Origin of the sequence: Borborobacter xinjiangensis (assembly GCF_047739745.1) — a bacterium.
GTDB lineage: Bacteria > Pseudomonadota > Alphaproteobacteria > Rhizobiales > Rhizobiaceae > Pseudaminobacter.
Window position 1 is genome coordinate 16,979 of record NZ_JBLLVA010000036.1, and the last position, 16,742, is coordinate 33,720.

A 16,742-nucleotide genomic window follows, 5' to 3' on the forward strand; every position below is an offset into this window, starting at 1 on the left:
TACGCCGTGCAATCTCCCGCTCTCGTCGTGACTGGCCTCGGCAAGATTTTCACCATGCATCTGCGTGGAGGCATCCAACTGCCGGTGGTCGCCAACGCCCGCTTCGCCTTACACGCCGGCACCTGCACCGTGCTGGGCGGCCCCTCCGGCGCGGGCAAAAGCTCGGTCCTTAAGATGCTCTACGGAAACTATGGCACGAGTGCCGGCCGGATCCTCGTCAGTCATCGCGGCCGCGAGGTCGACCTGGCAGCGGCCGGTCCTCGCACGATCCTGGAACTGCGCCGCGAGACCATCGGCTACGTCAGCCAGTTCCTGCGCGTCGTGCCGCGCGTCGGCGCGCTCGACATCGTTGCCGAACCTCTGGTCGAGCGGGGCACGGACCGCACGGAAGCCTCCCGGCGCGCAGGTGAATTGCTGAGCCGGCTCAACCTTCCCGAACACCTGTGGGAACTGCCCCCGGCCACTTTCTCGGGCGGCGAACAGCAGCGCGTCAACATCGCCCGCGGCTTCATCACCGACCATCCCGTCCTCCTTCTCGACGAGCCCACCGCTTCGCTTGACGCCGCGAACCGCGACGTGGTGGTCGAGATGGTCGCCGAGAAGAAGCGGGCCGGCGTCGCCTTGCTCGGAATCTTCCACGATACCGACATTCGCAATGCGGTTGCCGACGTCACCATTGACGTGACCGGCTTTTCGCCGGCGAAGAAGGCCGCATGATCATGGCGCGCCTGTCCGAAACGCCGGTGGTTCATCCGACTGCCAGGCTCGAGAACTGCCGTCTTGGGCGCTACACCGAAGTGGCGGAAGGCGGCCGGCTCGTCGAGACGGAACTCGGCGACTATTCCTACGTGATGGAGGCCTGCCAGGCCTGGTGTGCCACCATCGGCAAGTTCTCGAACATCGCCGCATCGGTGCGCATCAACGCCACCCATCATCCGATGTCGCGGGCGACACTGCACCATTTCACCTACCGCGCGTCCGACTATTTCGACGACGCCGAGCACGAGTCGGATTTCTTTGCCGCCCGCCGCGCCAAACGAGTGCACATCGGGCACGATACCTGGATCGGCCACGGCGTCACGATCCTGCCTGGCGTGACGATCGGCGACGGCGCGGTCGTCGGTGCCGGCGCCGTGGTCACGAGAGACGTCGCGCCCTACACGATCGTCGCGGGCGTCCCAGCGCGGGCCGTGCGCGAGCGGTTTCCAATTGCGATCGGCCAACGCCTGCAAGCGCTCGCCTGGTGGAATTGGCCGCACGAACGGCTGCGCGCCGCGCTCGATGATTTCCGAAGTCTCGGTATCGAGGAATTCCTTAAGCGCCACGAAACAGCAGCATGGCCTGTGGAAGCCGTTAACAGTCATCGAACTGACATGCACACGACACTCGACCGTCATGTGCCGGGACTAAACCCATGAGGACCATGAGCACCGTCGCCCGCATGCGGAGCGAGGGCAACATGGCGTGGGCGGACGGCAACCCGATCCGCCAAGCTTTCAGCAAACTGGAAGGACCCGTGCTATGACGGCCATCTGCGTCCGCAATCTGTCTAAGAGCTTCGGCAAGAAACGCGCGCTGGACAATGTCAGCCTTGAAATTCAACGTGGCGAAATGGTCGCCCTGATCGGCGCCTCCGGTTCCGGCAAGAGCACGCTCATCCGCCACATCTGCGGCCTGGAGATCGCCCAGGTCGGGCAAAGCAGGATCGAGGTCCTGGGTGGCGCGATCCAGGACGGCGGCCGCCTCGCGGCAAAGGCCAGGGACATGCGCCGCAATATTGGCGTCGTCTTTCAGCAGTTCAATCTCGTCGGCCGCATGTCGGTGTTGTCCAACGTCCTTCTTGGCAATCTCGGCCGCATCCCGGCATGGCGTGGTACACTCGGCCTCTTCACTGCTGAGGAGAAGAAGGCCGCGCGCGAGGCGCTTGCGCGGGTCGGCATACCGGAGGTCGCCTGGCAGCGGGCGTCGACTTTGTCGGGCGGCCAGCAGCAGCGCGCGGCAATTGCCCGCACGCTCATACAGCGCTCCAACATCCTGCTCGCCGATGAGCCGATCGCCTCGCTCGATCCGTCGTCAGCCCGGCGCGTCATGGAAATCCTCGCCGCGGTCAACCGCGACGAAAAGATCACCTGTGTCGTCTCGCTCCACCAGGTCGAATATGCGCGGCGCTACTGCCCTCGTACCATCGCCCTGCGCGACGGCCGCATCGTTTTCGATGGCCCATCGACGGAGCTGACCAACCAGATGCTCATCGAACTCTACGGAGACAACTCCGAGGAGCTGATTTTGCCGGACGCACCGATGCAGAAGGCGAAACCGAGGCGCGTGCCGGAACCGGGGCGTGTTCCGGCCTTCGCATAAATCCAACCACAAGCAGGGAAGCTTGCCATGAACCTAGTCCTCAAGGGCACCGCCGCCGCCGTGCTGGCGCTCACATTATCCAGCGCCGCCATGGCCGAAGAGATCAACTTCGGCATTATCTCCACCGAATCGCAGCAGAACCTGAAGCCGAAATGGGACCCGCTGCTCGCCGATTTCGCCAAGGCCACCGGCCTGGACGTGAAGCCATTCTTCGCCTCCGACTATGCGGGCGTGATCGAAGGCATGCGCTTCGGCAAGGTGCAGATGGCCTGGTACGGCAACAAGTCGGCAATGGAAGCCGTGGACCGCACCGAGGGCGAGGTGTTCGCCCAGACCGTTCCCTCCAGCGGCGAGCCGGGCTACTACTCGCTGATCGTCGTGCCTAAGGAAAGCAAGCTGAACTCGGTCGAGGACCTGCTCACCTGCGACCAGACGCTCAACTTCGGTCTCGGCGATCCGAATTCGACCTCAGGCTATCTGGTGCCGATGACCTTCGTGTTCTCGGCTAACAAGGTCGACCCGAAGACCTGCTTCAAGAACGTCACCAACGCCAACCACGAGACCAACGCCATGGCCGTCGCCAACGGCCAGGTCGATGCCGCCGCCAACAACACCGAGAATCTGGCGCTGATCGAAAAGAACCAGCCTACTGCATTCGAAAAGATCAAGGTGATCTGGAAGTCGCCGCTGATCCCATCCGACCCGCTGGTCTGGCGCAAGGACCTGTCCGACGAAGCCAAGGTTAAGATCAAGGATTTCTTCCTGACCTACGGCACGGACAAATCGAAGGGCGACATCGCCCATGAGAAGGAGGTGCTGGCCGGCCTCGAATGGACTCCCTTCCGCGCGTCCTCCAACGACCAGCTTCTGCCGATCCGCGTGATGGAGCTGACCAAGGCGATCGCACAGATCGAGGCCGACGCCTCGCTCTCCGACGCCGACAAGAAGGCAAAGATCGAGCCGCTGGAAAAGCAGAAGGCCGAGTACGAGGCCAAGCTGAAGAACCTCCAGGGCTGATTATCGGCCTTAGGTTCGGAACCTATCCAATCCAGCATAGAGTTGCCGGCTGCCAATGGGTGGCAGCCGGCGCATTTCCAGGACACCGCCCATGGACGAGACCGCCAAGATTGCGTCCGTTGCCCCCGCACGCCCCGAAGTGGAACGAGAATGGTCCCGCAGCCTGTGGACCTGGGCCACGTGGATTTCGCTCCTCGTCCTGCTGATCTGGAGCTGGGCGCCGGCCGAAATGTCGCGCTGGACCTACCTGTTCAGCGATGCCGGCAACATGGCGGAATATGCCAAAGGTTTCCTGCATCCCAACTTTTCCGAATGGCGCTACTACATCGTGGAAATGTTCTCCACGATCCAGATCGCGCTGTGGGGTACGTTCTTAGCCGCGGTCTTCGCTGTGCCCTTCGGCATCCTGTCGGCCCGCAATCTCGCTCCCTGGTACGTTGTGCAGCCGGTGCGCCGCATCATGGACGCCTGTCGTTCGATCCATGAGTTGGTCTTTGCCGTGCTTTTCGTTGTGGCCGTGGGCCTCGGCCCGTTCGCCGGCGTGATGGCGCTGTTCGTCCACACCACCGGCATCCTTGCCAAGCTGTTCTCCGAGGCTGTCGAGGCGATCGATTCTCGCCCCGTCGAGGCAATCCGCGCCACCGGCGCCTCGCGACTGCAGGAGGTCATTTTCGGGGTGGTGCCGCAGGTCATGCCGCTGTGGATGTCCTACGCACTCTACCGTTTTGAATCGAATGTTCGCGCAGCCACCGTGCTCGGCGTAATTGGTGCCGGTGGCATCGGTCAGGTGCTGTTCGAGGCTATTCGCGGCTTCTACTATCCGCAGGCGTCGGCGATGCTCATCATCATGCTGATCACGGTATCGCTGCTCGATCTGTTGTCGCAGCGGCTGCGCAAGTTGTTCCTGTGATGCGCTACGCCCTCTACTTCACGCCTGGACCTGACGATCCGCTGACACTAGCGGCGCATACCTGGCTGGGTCGAAGCGCCTTCACAGGCGACGCGATCAAACCATTGGTCCCGGTCGAGTTCACGGCTGAAGAATTCAGCAGCCTTACACGCGAACCGCGCCGCTACGGATTGCATGCCACGCTGGTGGCGCCGTTCCGCTTGCGCGACGGCTTGGCGGAAGCGGACCTTTTGGCCGTCACCGCCACCTTTGTCGGGCAGGCAGCACCATTCACGATCCCCGGCCTCGCTCTTTCCGAAATTGGCCTTTTCTTTGCGTTGACGCCGACAAAGGCAGATGGCATCTCCGCGCTGGCGGACACAGCCGTCGACCATTTCGACGGACTGCGCGCACCGCTGAACGAGGCCGAGATCGCACGCCGCAGGCCTGAGCTTCTGTCGGAACGCCAACGCCTCTACCTCCACCGCCACGGCTACCCCTACGTGAAGGAAGAGTTCCGCTTCCACATGACACTGACCGGCTCAATTGAAGCGCTGGCAGCGGTGCGCGTCGAAGCGGCGCTGCGAGATCGTTTTAGCCCGCTGCTTGCGCGGCCAGTCGAGGTCTCGGCCGTCGCTCTCTTCATCGAGCCGGCGCCGGGAGCCGATTTCATCGTCCATTCCATTCACCGCCTCGGCGCGACCGAGACAAGAAAGTATGCCTGATATGCGCGAAACCACCCTCACCAATGCGCGGATCGTCCTTGAAGACGAGGTCGTCACCGGGTCAGTCGTCATGCGCGACGGCCTTGTTTGCGCTATCGACACGGGTAGGACCAACACCGGCGAAGACATGGACGGCGATTACCTGATCCCCGGCCTTGTCGAACTCCACACCGATCATTTGGAGCAGCATTACAGCCCGCGCCCGGGCGTGCTGTGGGACAGCATCGCCGCTCTGCAGGCGCATGACGCGCAGGTGGCTGCGTCCGGCATTACCACTGTGTTCGATTGCCTCCGGCTGGGTTCCGATGAGAATGCCGGCTTTAAGCGCGGCGAGATGCGTGCCATCGCCGACGCCATCGAGACTGCCCAGGGCGAGGACCGGCTGCGCGCCGATCATTTGATTCATCTGCGCTGCGAGGTATCCTCCGCCGACGTGCTCGACCATTTCGAAGATTTCACGGCTGATCCGCAGGTCAAGCTGGCGTCGCTGATGGACCATGCGCCGGGCCAGCGCCAGTTCCAGACCCTGGAGGCCTACATCCTGTACTACAAGAAGAAGCGGGGTCTGTCGGAAGCCGAGTTCGAGCGCTTCGTCGCTCGCCGCATCGAGGAATCAGGTCGCTACGCCGCCGGGCATCGTCGCGCGATTGCCGATGCCTGCGCCGAGCGCGGCATCGCGGTCGCAAGCCATGACGACGCCACCGCCGAGCATGTCGAGGAATCGAAAACTTTTGGTGTGCGGCTGGCCGAGTTCCCGACCAGCATGGAGGCGGCGCAAGCCTCGCACGAAGCCGGCATGGCGGTGCTAATGGGCGCCCCCAACATCGTGCGCGGGAAATCTCATTCGGGCAACATCTCCGCGAAAACGTTGGCCGACGCCCGCGTGTTGGACGTGCTGTCGTCCGACTACGTGCCGTTCAGCCTGATCCACGCGCCGTTCATGCTGGCCGACGAGGATGGCGGCATGTCGCTGCCGCAAAGCATCAGGCTGGTGACAGCCAATCCCGCCGAAGCGGTGGGCCTGGGCGACCGGGGCCGCATCGCCCCTGGTCAGCGGGCGGACCTGGTGCGCGTGCGGCGACCGGCCGGCATCCCCGTCGTCCGCTCGGTCTGGCGCGAGGGCAGCCGTGTCGTCTGACGCCGCCATTGCAGCCTCGACCGGAGGCGGCGTCGCGCAAGGCTTGCTGATCGCCGTCGTCGGCGCGAGCGGCGCCGGCAAGGACAGCTTGATGACCTACGCCCGCGAAAGGCTTGGCGCGGACCCGGCCGTGCTGTTCGTGCGGCGGGCGATCACCCGGCCCGCGAGGATCGATGCCGAGGACCACGATTCGCTGTCGGTCGATGCCTTCCTCGCCGCGCAGGCCTCGGGCGCCTTCGCCGTGGCGTGGGAAGCGCACGGCCTGCATTACGCCATCCCGGCCACCGCCCATCGCCATCTGGCGGCTGGCGGCGTTGCCGTCATCAACGGTCGCGCGCGGCCCTGCCGGCGATCCGCTCGGTGTTCGGCCGCATGGTTGCGATCCAGGTCACGTGCCGTCCCGACATTCTCGCCGCCCGGTTGGCCGCTCGCGGTCGCGAAGCCGCCGAAAGCCAGCAGGCCCGGCTGACACGGTGCGTGGCAACTGTGGAAGCGGCGACCTCGCCGAAGCCGGCGACGCGTTCGTGGCCATGATCCGTAGTTATTTAGCTGATTGTGTGACCGGCTCGCCTGCTACCACTTGCTAGGTAACGCTCCGCCACGATGGTTGAAGGTTGCTCGATATCCAACTGCTGACGTTGGAGATTTATCTTTCGACGCGCCTTTCGTGGCACCCGTCCAGTCGCGATAGCGCATCCGGAAGCTGCTAGTTTTTCTTATCAGGACCGCCCTTCAGTTCCGCCGGCTCCTGTTTCTTCTCCCGGACCTCGTCTGGAAAGGTGTCGGCAATGAAGAGCACGGCCGCCGTGACAACGCCGACGACGAGCCCGAGTCCCCAATAAGAGGTTCCGATAGCAAGGCCGAGCGCACCGGTGATCCAGATGGCTGCCGCCGCTTTGATGCCCTTCACGTCGAAGCCACTCTTGAAGATGACCGCGCCACCAAGGAAGCCGATGCCGGAAAGAAAACCCTGGAGCGTGCGGCTGAGCGAACTCGGGTCGGTCTCAGCCAGATGGCGACCGAGGAGCATGTATGTCGTCGACCCGATCGCGATCAGCACCATGCCCGCGATGCCAATCGCCTTGTGATGCACGCGGCGCTCGAAGCCGATGGCCGCCCCAAGGATGGCAGCGGCGGACAGCCTGAGCAAGATGTCGAGCGCTTCCGCAGTCAGCCCAGCCATGCGAACACCCCTTTCATCCTGCCTTTCCGCCACCCTGCCACGGCCAGCGGCCCTCGATTTCCACGGTAAGCGAGACGCTGAGGAAAGTCCGGATCAGGACGATCAAGGCGAGGATTAGGACATTCTCCAGCGTCGGCTCTACGGCAACGGTGCCAACGATGTCGGCGGCGACGAGAAGCTCGAGGCCAAGCAGTATCGCCCGCCCCAGGCGTCGGCGGAAGTGGTAATAGGCCTCCGCCTCGCCGGTCTTGCGCAGCCTGCCGAGGGAACTGACGAGCGCAAACAGCGCGCCGACGACGATAACCCCGACCCCCGCCACCTCCAGGGCCAGCGCCGTCCCCTGCAGTGCGGTATCCAGCCGGTCCATTGCCATCAGCTCCCAGCCCGACGTCATCTTCACATGAACGGCTCGGGCGGCCCCGATCCGGTGTGTCGCCCACACAGGGGAAATGAAATGACAAAGGCCCAGGTTCCTCAAGGTATCCTGCAACGGGTCCAAAGCCTTGTATCGTGATGGCAGCTTCCCGGGTTAGCACTGGAAGAGAGGATCCCTCGCTCGGCGATCACCAGAATGTGAGACCGGCTGACGTCCGCAGCCACCAACGATGCGCGCCGCTTCATGCGCTGAATTCCACGATGACAGCATTGCCACGCTTGACGAGAAACGACTTTCGAATTATTTATGACGAAAATCGAAAATCGTCACTCATTAGACATCGGCGATGAACATGGAAGAAATCACACTGGATGCAGCGCGCCAGGAGAATGCAGAGCGCATTCTCGAATCGGCCGAGCGGCTGTTTCGCCACTATGGCTACGGCAAGACCACGGTCGCCGACATCGCCCGCGATCTTGGCATGTCGCCTGCCAACGTCTACCGCTTCTTTGCGTCCAAGGAGCAAATCCACCAAGCCATCTGTGGCCGCATGCTGGCGGCCAGCCTGCACCAGGCGCTGGAAAATTCCAAACTGCCGCTGTCCGCTTCCGAACGCCTGCGCCGCTGTATACTCGACCAGCACCACGTCACGATGGAGACAATGCTCGACGAGCAGAAGGTGCACGAGATGGTGATCGTTGCCATCGAGCGCGACTGGCATGTGATCGAGAAACATGTCGACCGTCTCCATCAGATCTATGCCGGCATCATCCGCGACGGGATCGAAGCCGGAGAGTTCCGTCAACAGGACCCCGACGTCGCCGCCAGATGTTTTGGCGCTTCGACGGTCACGCTCTGCCATCCGCAAATGGTGGCGCAATGCCTCGCGAAAGAAAATCGCGCGGGGCCGGAAGAACTGGTCGATTTCGCAATCAGTGCATTGAGGTAGGCGGGCCGTTGACCCGCCATCCGATCAGAAACATTCAGGAGCACGAACGATGCTTTCGTTCAGGACCTTCGGGGGCGTTGCGCGTCCTTTCGCCACGCTGGGGCTTCTCGGCCTCCTAGCTGTATCGGTTTCCGCCTGCAGCGAAGCCGCGACCGAGCCCGTCGCCACGGTCCGGCCGGTGAAGGTGGTGGAAATTGCCAAGGCCGACGCGACCCGTGAACTCCAGTATTCGGGATCGGTCAAGGCCCGCACGGAAATGAACCACGGTTTCCGCGTCGCCGGCAAGATCGTCGAGCGGCTCGTCGATATCGGCGACAAGGTGAACCCCGGCGACGTCCTGGCGCGCATTGATGCGACCGACTACGCGCTTGCGGTCAACACTGCCGAGGCAAACCTGATGGCTGCCGAAAAGCAGGTTGAGACGGTGCGACTGACGCAGGGTCGCGCGCAGGAACTGTTCGGCAAGAAGTTTGCCTCACAGGCGCAAGTCGATGAAGCCCAGCTCGTATACCGGCAGGCGATAGCGGCCCGCGATGCCGCGGCTTCCTCGCTGCAGCAGGCGAAAAACCAAGTCGTCTACACCGAACTGAAGGCCGATAGAAGGGGTATCGTTACCGCGATTTCCGCCGATACCGGTCAGGTCGTCGGTGTCGGCACGCCGGTCGCGTCGGTTGCCGTTGATGGCGAAAAGGAAATCCAGATTGCCGTACCGGAAACCGACATTTCGCATTTCAAGCAGGGCCAGGCCGTCAAGGTCGGCTTCTGGACCGACGATCAGTTGCGACTCGCCGGCAAGGTGCGCGAGGTCGCCGGCAGCGCAGACCCGCAATCACGAACCTTTTCCGTTCGCGTCAGCCTGGGTGATGATCCACGCGTACTGCTTGGCATGACGGCAACGGTCGAGGCGGCGGTTGCCACGAGGCGCCCGCTCGCCTCGATTCCGCTGCAGGCGCTGGCTGAGAAGGACGGTAAGCCCATCGTCTGGGTGGCCGACCGGGATACCTCGACCGTGCATGCGCGCGCCGTCACCGTGGCCGACTTCGCGCCCGACGGCGTGCGTGTTGCCCAGGGGCTGCAGCCGGGTGACCTCGTCGTTGCCGCAGGCACGCAATTCATGACCGAGAACCTGAAGGTAAAGCTGCCCGACGCAACCCTGTCGCAAGAGGAACAACCCGTCGCCATGCAGGCGACCAGCGCACTGCGCTGAATCGATCCTCGCCGAACAAGAGGCGATCATGACGACCTCGACTGATGACAAGAAACCGTTCAATCTGTCCCGCTGGGCGATCGGCCATCCCAGCATCGCGCGCTTTCTGGTCGGGCTGATCATCGTCGCCGGTGCGCTCGGCCTGATGCGCATGGGCCAGCGTGAGGACCCGGATTTCACCTTCCGCGTCATGGTGGTGCAGGCAGTGTGGCCCGGGGCTTCGCTGCAGGACATGGAAGACCAGGTCGTCAACAAGATCGAGCGCAAGCTGCAGGAGACGCCGCACCTCGATTTCGTGAAGTCCTATTCGCGTGCCGGCAGCGCCATCATCATGGTGCAGGTCAAGGGCGACACCGACGCGACGCAAGTAGCGGACGCCTTCTATCAGGTGCGAAAAAAGGTCGGCGACATCAGGAGCGAGTTGCCACCCGGTCTGCTTGGCCCCTATTTCAACGACGAATTCGGTGACACCTTCATTACCCTGCATTCCATCAGCGGTGATGGCTACAGCTATCCCGAACTCAAGCAATTCGCCATCCAGGCGCGCGACATGCTGTTGACGACGCCAGGGGTCGAAAAGGCCGTCATCATTGGCGACCAGCCGCAGGTCATCTATATCGACGTGTCGTCCAAGGCGCTCGCGGAACGCGGGCTGACGCTCCCCGATCTGCAGAACGCCCTCAAAGGCCAGAACACCGTCGATCCGGCCGGCACGGTGGATACCGGTGCGCGCTCGGTGCGCATTTCCGTCGAGGGCGACGTAAAGCGAGCCGAAGACATTAGGGAATTGCGTCTGCGCACCGGCAACCAGGTTACCCGACTTGGCGACATCGCCACAGTGACTTCCGGCCTGCAGGACCCCGAACAACGCAAATATCGCTTCGACGGTCACGACAGCGTGCAAATCGGGGTGGTGATGGCGAAGAGCTTCAAGGTCACTGATGTTGGCGCGGCGATAGAGGAAACCTACCAGCGTTTCGAAGCCGCCCTGCCCTATGGCGTCTCGGTGGACCAGATCGCCAACCAGCCCCATGTGGTGACGGATGCCATCGGCGAGTTCATGCGGGCGCTGGGCGAGGCGCTGGTGATCGTGCTCGCCGTCTCGTTCCTGTCTATCGGCTGGCGCTCGGGACTGGTGATTGCCATCGCCATCCCGCTGGTGCTCGCCGCGACTTTCGCCATCATGTATGAGCTTGGCATCGACCTTCAGCGCATCTCGCTCGGCGCCCTCATCATCGCGCTCGGCCTTTTGGTCGACGATGCGATGATCGTCGTGGAACTGATGGAGCGCAAGCTGGAGGAAGGGTTGGAAAAGCTCGATGCTGCGAGCTTCGCCTACAGTTCGACGGCTTTTCCGATGCTGACCGGCACACTGATCACCACCGCCGGCTTCATTCCCGTCGGCTTTGCCGCCTCGGCTGCCGGTGAATACGTCCGTTCGCTGTTCTACGTGGTCGGCATCGCGCTGGTCGTCTCGTGGTTCGTGGCAGTCTATTTCACGCCGTCGTTGGGCTACATAATCTTGAAGCAGCGCCGCCATGCCGGCGAGCATCACGACGTGTTTGACACGCGCTTCTACCGCCGCCTTAGGTCAACCATTGGTTGGGCGGTGCGCCACCGCATTATGGTGCTCGCGCTGACGCTGGCGACGTTCGCCGCCAGCCTGTGGTCGTTCCAGTTCATTCCGCAGAATTTCTTCCCGCAGTCCGAACGCCCGGAAATCCTCGTCGACCTATGGCTGCCCGAAGGCACCTCGATCAAGGAGGTCGAGAAAGAGGCCACGGCGCTCGAAGCCAGGATGATGGACGATCCCGACAAGAAGTTCATCGCCACCTATATCGGCGAGGGTGCGCCGCGCTTCTTCCTGCCGCTCGACCAGCAGCTTGCAAACCCGAATTTCGCACAGCTTCTGGTCATGGCCAATGACGAGCCGGCGCGCGAAAGATTGATCGTCAAGCTGCGTACCATTCTCGCCGAGGATTTCCCGGCGATCCGCGCCAAGGTCGATAGATTGTTCCTCGGCCCGCCGACCGGCTGGCCGGTGCAGATGCGCGTAATGGGGCGGGATCGGCAGGAGGTGCGCCGCATCGCCGACGAGGTCAAGGCGCGCTTTGCAGCCGATCCGCTGCTTGGCGCCGTCCACGACGACTGGCTGGAGCCGGTGCCGGCGATGAAGCTGGCGATAGATCAGGACCGCGCGCGGGCGCTCGGCGTGACCTCGCAAGGCGTGCGCCAGATGCTGCAGGCCGCCATGTCGGGTGCGCCGCTGGACAGTTTCCGCGACGGCGAGGAAACGGTGTCGATCGTGGCGCGCGAGCCGGATGGCAACCGTTCGCTGCTATCGGCCGTCAACTCCGTCTATGTGCCGACCGACTTTGGCGGCTTCGTACCCGTCTCGCAAATCGCCAAGGTAGAGCCTGTCCTCGAACAGGGCATCGAATGGCGACGCGACCGGTTGCCGACAATCTCGGTGCGCGCGACGCTGCCGGACGGCGTGCAGTCGAACGACGTCGTCACAAGACTCTACGGCGAAATGGCGGATCTTCGCGCCGGCCTGCCCACCGGCTACAAGATCGAAGTTCAGGGCGGCGCCGAGGATTCGGCCGAGAGCCAGGCTTCGATCGCCGCCAAGGCGCCGATCATGCTAGTCGTCATCGTGCTGTTGCTGATGGTGCAACTCCAGCACTTCGGCAAGGCGATACTCGTACTGGCGACCGGCCCGCTCGCCATCATCGGCGCGGCGGTGGCGCTGTTGATCAGCGGCGCGCCGTTCGGCTTCGTCGCGATCCTCGGCGTTATCGCGCTGCTCGGCATCATCATGCGCAACTCGATCATCCTCGTCGACCAGATCGACCAGAATGTCACAGCGGGCATGGCGTACGCGGAAGCGATCATCGGGGCTGCCGTCAGTCGCTTCCGGCCGATCATGCTGACGGCGATGACAGCGGTGCTTGCTTTGATCCCGATCTCGCGCGGCGTATTCTGGGGACCCCTCGCCTATGCCATGATGGGCGGCATTCTTGTTGCGACGGTTTTGACCATCCTTGTCCTGCCCGCCGGCTATGCGCTGTTCTTCGGTCGCGAACCGAAGAACAGTTTGGCTGCAACGGAGAGCGAAACGCTCGAACCGGGTATCGCCGACGCCGGCCAAGCTCCCGCATTGGCTGCCGAATAGCGTCGGCTGTCACCCGGGGCCTATGCGTTTGCGCAGACGCTTGCATCGCGTAGTCAGAGATGGCCTGGCGCGTTGGCCTGCCCGCCTAGGCGTCGGAGAACGGGTTCGACGGCTTGAGGACATGAATTTCGTCACGGGCTACGGCGCAAGGATCGATCCCGCGCGATTAGGATACGGATTGACGGTCCTGATCCGGGCACGGCCCTTAGCCGGTGAAATGAACAATATGATCGAGGCATCCTGCCGTTCATTATCTTCGAGGTAATCGACTGCTCTCCCGTCCCTTGGCAGGATCAACGCCACCGACATTCCCGTCGGGATTCCACCGAAGCAATGAGGAGACCACAATGTCTGCCAGACCTACCACGGATGCAGCCAAGGCAGTGAATTCTGTCGCTGCCGCCACCCGGGCCGTTGTTCAGGAGTTCCTTGCTGCCAGGCTGGCCGGGGATACGAAGCGGCTCGTTGAGCTGTTCGCCGAGGAGGTTGACTGGCTGCTCGCCGAAAACCCCGCCGCTCCATGGATCCGCGCGCGGTCCAGCGCTGCCGAATGCGCGGTCCAATTCACCGAATTGATGCAGCATACCGTACCCGAGCATGCGCGCGCCTCCATCGACACTTTCCTGGTCGACGGTGCCGACGCTGTTCTGATGGGGCATGTGTCAGGGACTGTACGCGCGACGGAAAAATCCTTCGAGGGCCCGTTCGCGCTGCACCTCAGTGTCGTGGAGGGCCGGATCACCCGGCCACCGCCTCTACGAGAACAGCTTATCGATCGCCGAAGCCTGCACTTCGTGAGGCGCATACGTCCTTCATCCACGCAAATGCCTGATAGTTGAAACGTCACTACGGCTTGGCGGCCAGGCGGCGCAAGATCTCCCCGGTCTGCGCGTCGGCCGGGAAGAAGGTTTCGACCGCCAGTTCAGAAAGCGTGACGTCGAGCGGGGTGCCGAACACGGTGATCGTGCTGATGAAGGACAACACCTCGCCACTGATCCTGAGCCGCAGCGGCACGGCGATAGTGGCGGCCGCGTCGTAGGGCTGGCCATTGCCGCGCGGCCGGCCAGGATAGTCGGAGAGCTCCTTCTCGAGCGTTTCCAGCGCGGGATCGGCCGTAGCTTCGATCTGCATTCTCAGCCGCTCGATCAGATGAACGCGCCACTCATCGAGATTGGCGATGCGTGGCGCCAGCCCTTTCGGATGAAGGCTCAGCCGCAGCACGTTGACCGGAGGGTTGAGCAGCGCCGGCTCCTCCACGCCTTCGAGGAGCGGCGCAAGCGCACCGTTCGCCAGCACCATGTTCCAGCCCTTGTCGACGGCGATGGCCGGGTACGGCTCATGCCCCTTCAGCACCAGTTCGACTGCCGTCAGCGCTGGTCTGAGCGCCGGGTCGTCCAGTGGGCGCTCGCCATAGATCGGTGCGAAGCCGGCCGCCACCAGAATCCGGTTGCGCTGGCGCAGCGGCACTGAGAGCTGGTCGGCCAGCCGCAGCACCATATCGCGCGACGGCGCGGAGCGCCCGCTTTCCACAAAGCTCAGATGGCGCTGTGAAACTTGGGCCTCCAGCGCGAGGCTGAGCTGGCTCATGCGGCGGCGCAGCCGCCATTGCCTTATCAGCGTGCCCGCGCCCGCCTGCATGATGTTCATCGTCGTTTCTCCGGCTGCGGCTTCGATTATCAAAACCTACCCGTCGGAGGTCCGGTTTTCTATTACCTCGCGCGTAATCGCCAGCGACTGCTTTTGCGGTCATCTTTTCTTCTATCCGGTCCGCACCGCTTTGGAGTGGCCGGCCCAGTTTTAGCAACGGAGAAAGACTCATGACCGTTCCGATGACCTCCTTCCTGACGAGTACCCTGCGCATCGACGCCGCGGTTTCCGGCGCAGCCGCCCTGCTGATGGTGGCTGGGGCGGGTCTGCTTGGGCCGTTCCTTAGCCTGCCGGTCCCGCTGCTGTTCTGGGCGGGCGTGTTGCTCCTGCCCTTCGTGGCGCTGCTCGTCGCCGTGGCGCGGCGCAAACGCGCTTCCCGCGTCCTGCTCTTCGATATCGTGCTGTTGAACACGGCGTGGGTGATCGCCAGCTTCGCCATCCTCGTCGTCGGCGTCGTGGAGCCGAACATGCTGGGCGTTACCTTTATCGTCGTGCAGGCGCTGGCCGTCACGCTCTTCGTGTTGCTCCAGGTCTCGGCTCTACGTCAGGCGAGAAAGACGGTAGCCTGATCTAACCGCCAGGCTCTTGCAGCATCAACGCAAACTTCTTGTGGGCGGGATCTTGCAACGGATGGCCATGCAAATCCGCTGTTCTTGAGTGATCTCGACCTTTGCAACACCAGAGGGCCGCTTTATCCACTGCTGTTCCGAAAGCGGCCGTATTTCTTTCCATCCCAAGTCGGCCCCCTCGGCATACCAAGAGCCACTATGATCAGATTTCAGTCACCTCAGCCAGAGCGAGCGCGTCCTTAACACCCCGCGCCAAGATACCGAACGGTTTCTCGATCTTGGTGTGACTGAGTTAGATCTGCAGCGATCAGGCGATACTGGCGCGTGCTCATGGAACCTGAACGATTGATCCTGCTCGGGAGAGCAAGCCACCTACCGTTGCGCGCGCCGCTCAAGCCACGCGAGCCGGCTCGCGCGGGCATCTGACATCCGGGCAAACTGGACAGGTTGGCACCTCTTCTGTTGCACGACCATTCGCTCGCGTCCGAATTTCCGGACCGATAACCAGCGTGCCCGCCTTGATTTTCATGAGGTTGCAGCAGCGCAACATGCTGTCGATCGCGCGATCGAGCGACGCGCGATCGTGAATACGCCGCTCTCGATCGAGGAAGAAGCGGAACCACCTTGGGGAGCAAACGTGCCTAGGGGACATTTTCGAACTGTCAAAACGCGGCTTTTATTCCTCCGCGAAGCGCCAAAAATGGGTATTGCTGAACGAAAAGCCCGCCGCCTGGGATGAGACGGTGGGCTAGTTGCGACACGGATAGAGGGCTACCGCGTGCCTTATGCTCAAACATTCGAGCGCAAGCACGGCTTCTTCGGCCGCACATAAAGCGGCCGGGCACCGCCCCCCTGGTCAGTCGAGGATATGGACGACTCTCCGGGTTTCCGGCTCGATTAGCACGGTGCGCCCATCCATGACGACATACTGATACCGGCCTTCCAGCGTGTTTTCGGCAAGTTCGCCGGGCTTGAAGATATCCGGTATAATCGCACCAACCACCAACTCGAAATTGGAAGGACGATCGACGACCACCGGGTTCGTTCTAACGTATTCTCGGACCACGGTTTCTTGTTCGGGGGTCACGATGACCGTCTGGGAAGCTGCTAGTGCGGTTCCCGCGAGTAGGATAGCGACGGCAAGGGTGCTTTTGAGAAACATCTCGAAATCTCCTGAGTTGACGTGCATCAACCGCTCGCGAGCGAAACGGTTCCCCCGCCTGGTATGGCCCTCAGAACTTCGTGAATGACGGGTGGCTAATTAGCCGGCCCCGCTCATCCGGCGTGCCAATTACGTTTGCGGCACCGAGCAACGAACGAAAAGCCCGCCCGGTTGAACTGAGCCGGGCCATTCTCGGTGAGAGTAGCACAAGAAACGGCCCCCGAACTGCAACTAGCGATGGTGGCTTATACCGCCCTTCACCCGCGAATTGCTTAGCCCTCTAGTACTTTTTCCATGGCGGCGCCGCGTCCGCGTTTGGTGATATGCGGTATCAATGTAGTGCT

The 16,742-nt window shown here is 62.7% G+C and carries 17 protein-coding genes; 13 read left to right on the forward strand and 4 right to left on the reverse strand.

The features are described 5' to 3' along the window. Positions 1 to 6: 6 nt before the first annotated feature. From phnL to ACLKMW_RS23590, 8 genes are all read left to right on the forward strand, one after another. A complete protein-coding gene (gene phnL / locus ACLKMW_RS23555; RefSeq protein ID WP_415726967.1) occupies positions 7 to 717 on the forward strand; it encodes a phosphonate C-P lyase system protein PhnL in 711 nt (236 codons plus the stop codon). A 2-nt stretch (positions 718 to 719) separates the two neighbouring features. Then, positions 720 to 1,418: a DapH/DapD/GlmU-related protein gene (locus tag ACLKMW_RS23560; protein WP_415726981.1), complete on the forward strand. Its 699-nt coding sequence runs from the start codon at positions 720 to 722 to the stop codon at positions 1,416 to 1,418. A gap of 103 nt (positions 1,419 to 1,521) precedes the next feature. Then, positions 1,522 to 2,361 (forward strand): phosphonate ABC transporter ATP-binding protein, encoded by an 840-nt coding sequence (phnC, locus tag ACLKMW_RS23565; protein WP_415726968.1) that lies wholly within the window; start codon positions 1,522 to 1,524, stop codon positions 2,359 to 2,361. 27 nt (positions 2,362 to 2,388) lie between these two features. Further along, the gene (gene phnD / locus ACLKMW_RS23570) at positions 2,389 to 3,378 is read left to right on the forward strand and encodes a phosphonate ABC transporter substrate-binding protein (protein WP_415726969.1); all 990 of its coding nucleotides are present in this window, start codon (positions 2,389 to 2,391) and stop codon (positions 3,376 to 3,378) included. A gap of 91 nt (positions 3,379 to 3,469) precedes the next feature. Continuing rightward, positions 3,470 to 4,288 carry a phosphonate ABC transporter, permease protein PhnE gene (gene phnE, locus ACLKMW_RS23575; RefSeq protein WP_415726970.1) on the forward strand — a complete coding sequence of 273 codons (819 nt, stop codon included), beginning with the start codon at positions 3,470 to 3,472 and terminating at the stop codon, positions 4,286 to 4,288. Next, positions 4,288 to 4,992: a DUF1045 domain-containing protein gene (locus ACLKMW_RS23580; protein ID WP_415726982.1), complete on the forward strand. Its 705-nt coding sequence runs from the start codon at positions 4,288 to 4,290 to the stop codon at positions 4,990 to 4,992. Before phnE ends, ACLKMW_RS23580 begins: the two co-directional genes overlap by 1 nt. A gap of 1 nt (position 4,993) precedes the next feature. After that, positions 4,994 to 6,130, forward strand: coding sequence for an alpha-D-ribose 1-methylphosphonate 5-triphosphate diphosphatase (locus ACLKMW_RS23585; RefSeq protein WP_415726971.1), 1,137 nt, complete (start codon positions 4,994 to 4,996; stop codon positions 6,128 to 6,130). Beyond that, positions 6,120 to 6,599 carry a hypothetical protein gene (locus tag ACLKMW_RS23590; RefSeq protein WP_415726972.1) on the forward strand — a complete coding sequence of 160 codons (480 nt, stop codon included), beginning with the start codon at positions 6,120 to 6,122 and terminating at the stop codon, positions 6,597 to 6,599. Before ACLKMW_RS23585 ends, ACLKMW_RS23590 begins: the two co-directional genes overlap by 11 nt. A gap of 237 nt (positions 6,600 to 6,836) precedes the next feature. Here the strand turns inward: ACLKMW_RS23590 and ACLKMW_RS23595 are convergent, their stop codons facing one another. Next, positions 6,837 to 7,313 carry an MgtC/SapB family protein gene (locus ACLKMW_RS23595; protein ID WP_415726973.1) on the reverse strand — a complete coding sequence of 159 codons (477 nt, stop codon included), beginning with the start codon at positions 7,311 to 7,313 and terminating at the stop codon, positions 6,837 to 6,839. Between the two features lie 13 nt (positions 7,314 to 7,326). Next, a complete protein-coding gene (locus ACLKMW_RS23600) occupies positions 7,327 to 7,707 on the reverse strand; it encodes a DUF1622 domain-containing protein (RefSeq protein WP_415726983.1) in 381 nt (126 codons plus the stop codon). 334 nt (positions 7,708 to 8,041) lie between these two features. On the opposite strand from ACLKMW_RS23600, the gene ACLKMW_RS23605 reads away from it, so the two are divergent. From ACLKMW_RS23605 to ACLKMW_RS23620, 4 genes are all read left to right on the forward strand, one after another. Next, positions 8,042 to 8,638, forward strand: a complete 597-nt coding sequence (locus tag ACLKMW_RS23605; RefSeq protein WP_415726974.1) for a TetR family transcriptional regulator — start codon at positions 8,042 to 8,044, stop codon at positions 8,636 to 8,638. A 49-nt stretch (positions 8,639 to 8,687) separates the two neighbouring features. After that, on the forward strand, positions 8,688 to 9,845 hold the full coding sequence (locus tag ACLKMW_RS23610) for an efflux RND transporter periplasmic adaptor subunit (protein WP_415726975.1): 1,158 nt from the start codon (positions 8,688 to 8,690) through the stop codon (positions 9,843 to 9,845). Between the two features lie 28 nt (positions 9,846 to 9,873). Beyond that, positions 9,874 to 13,020: an efflux RND transporter permease subunit gene (locus tag ACLKMW_RS23615; RefSeq protein WP_415726976.1), complete on the forward strand. Its 3,147-nt coding sequence runs from the start codon at positions 9,874 to 9,876 to the stop codon at positions 13,018 to 13,020. Positions 13,021 to 13,367: 347 nt separating this feature from the next. After that, positions 13,368 to 13,859, forward strand: a complete 492-nt coding sequence (locus ACLKMW_RS23620; protein ID WP_415726977.1) for a nuclear transport factor 2 family protein — start codon at positions 13,368 to 13,370, stop codon at positions 13,857 to 13,859. A 7-nt stretch (positions 13,860 to 13,866) separates the two neighbouring features. Here ACLKMW_RS23620 and ACLKMW_RS23625 read toward each other — a convergent pair whose 3' ends face one another. After that, positions 13,867 to 14,667 (reverse strand): helix-turn-helix domain-containing protein, encoded by an 801-nt coding sequence (locus tag ACLKMW_RS23625; RefSeq protein ID WP_415726978.1) that lies wholly within the window; start codon positions 14,665 to 14,667, stop codon positions 13,867 to 13,869. A 170-nt stretch (positions 14,668 to 14,837) separates the two neighbouring features. Between ACLKMW_RS23625 and ACLKMW_RS23630 the strand changes: the two genes are divergently transcribed. Beyond that, entirely contained in the window at positions 14,838 to 15,236 is a 399-nt protein-coding gene (locus ACLKMW_RS23630) for a hypothetical protein (RefSeq protein ID WP_415726979.1), read from the forward strand. An 856-nt stretch (positions 15,237 to 16,092) separates the two neighbouring features. On the opposite strand, the gene ACLKMW_RS23635 is transcribed toward ACLKMW_RS23630, so the two are convergent. After that, complete coding sequence (locus ACLKMW_RS23635; RefSeq protein WP_415726980.1) at positions 16,093 to 16,398, reverse strand: DUF1236 domain-containing protein; 306 nt, start codon at positions 16,396 to 16,398, stop codon at positions 16,093 to 16,095. Between the last annotated feature and the right edge of the window lie 344 nt (positions 16,399 to 16,742).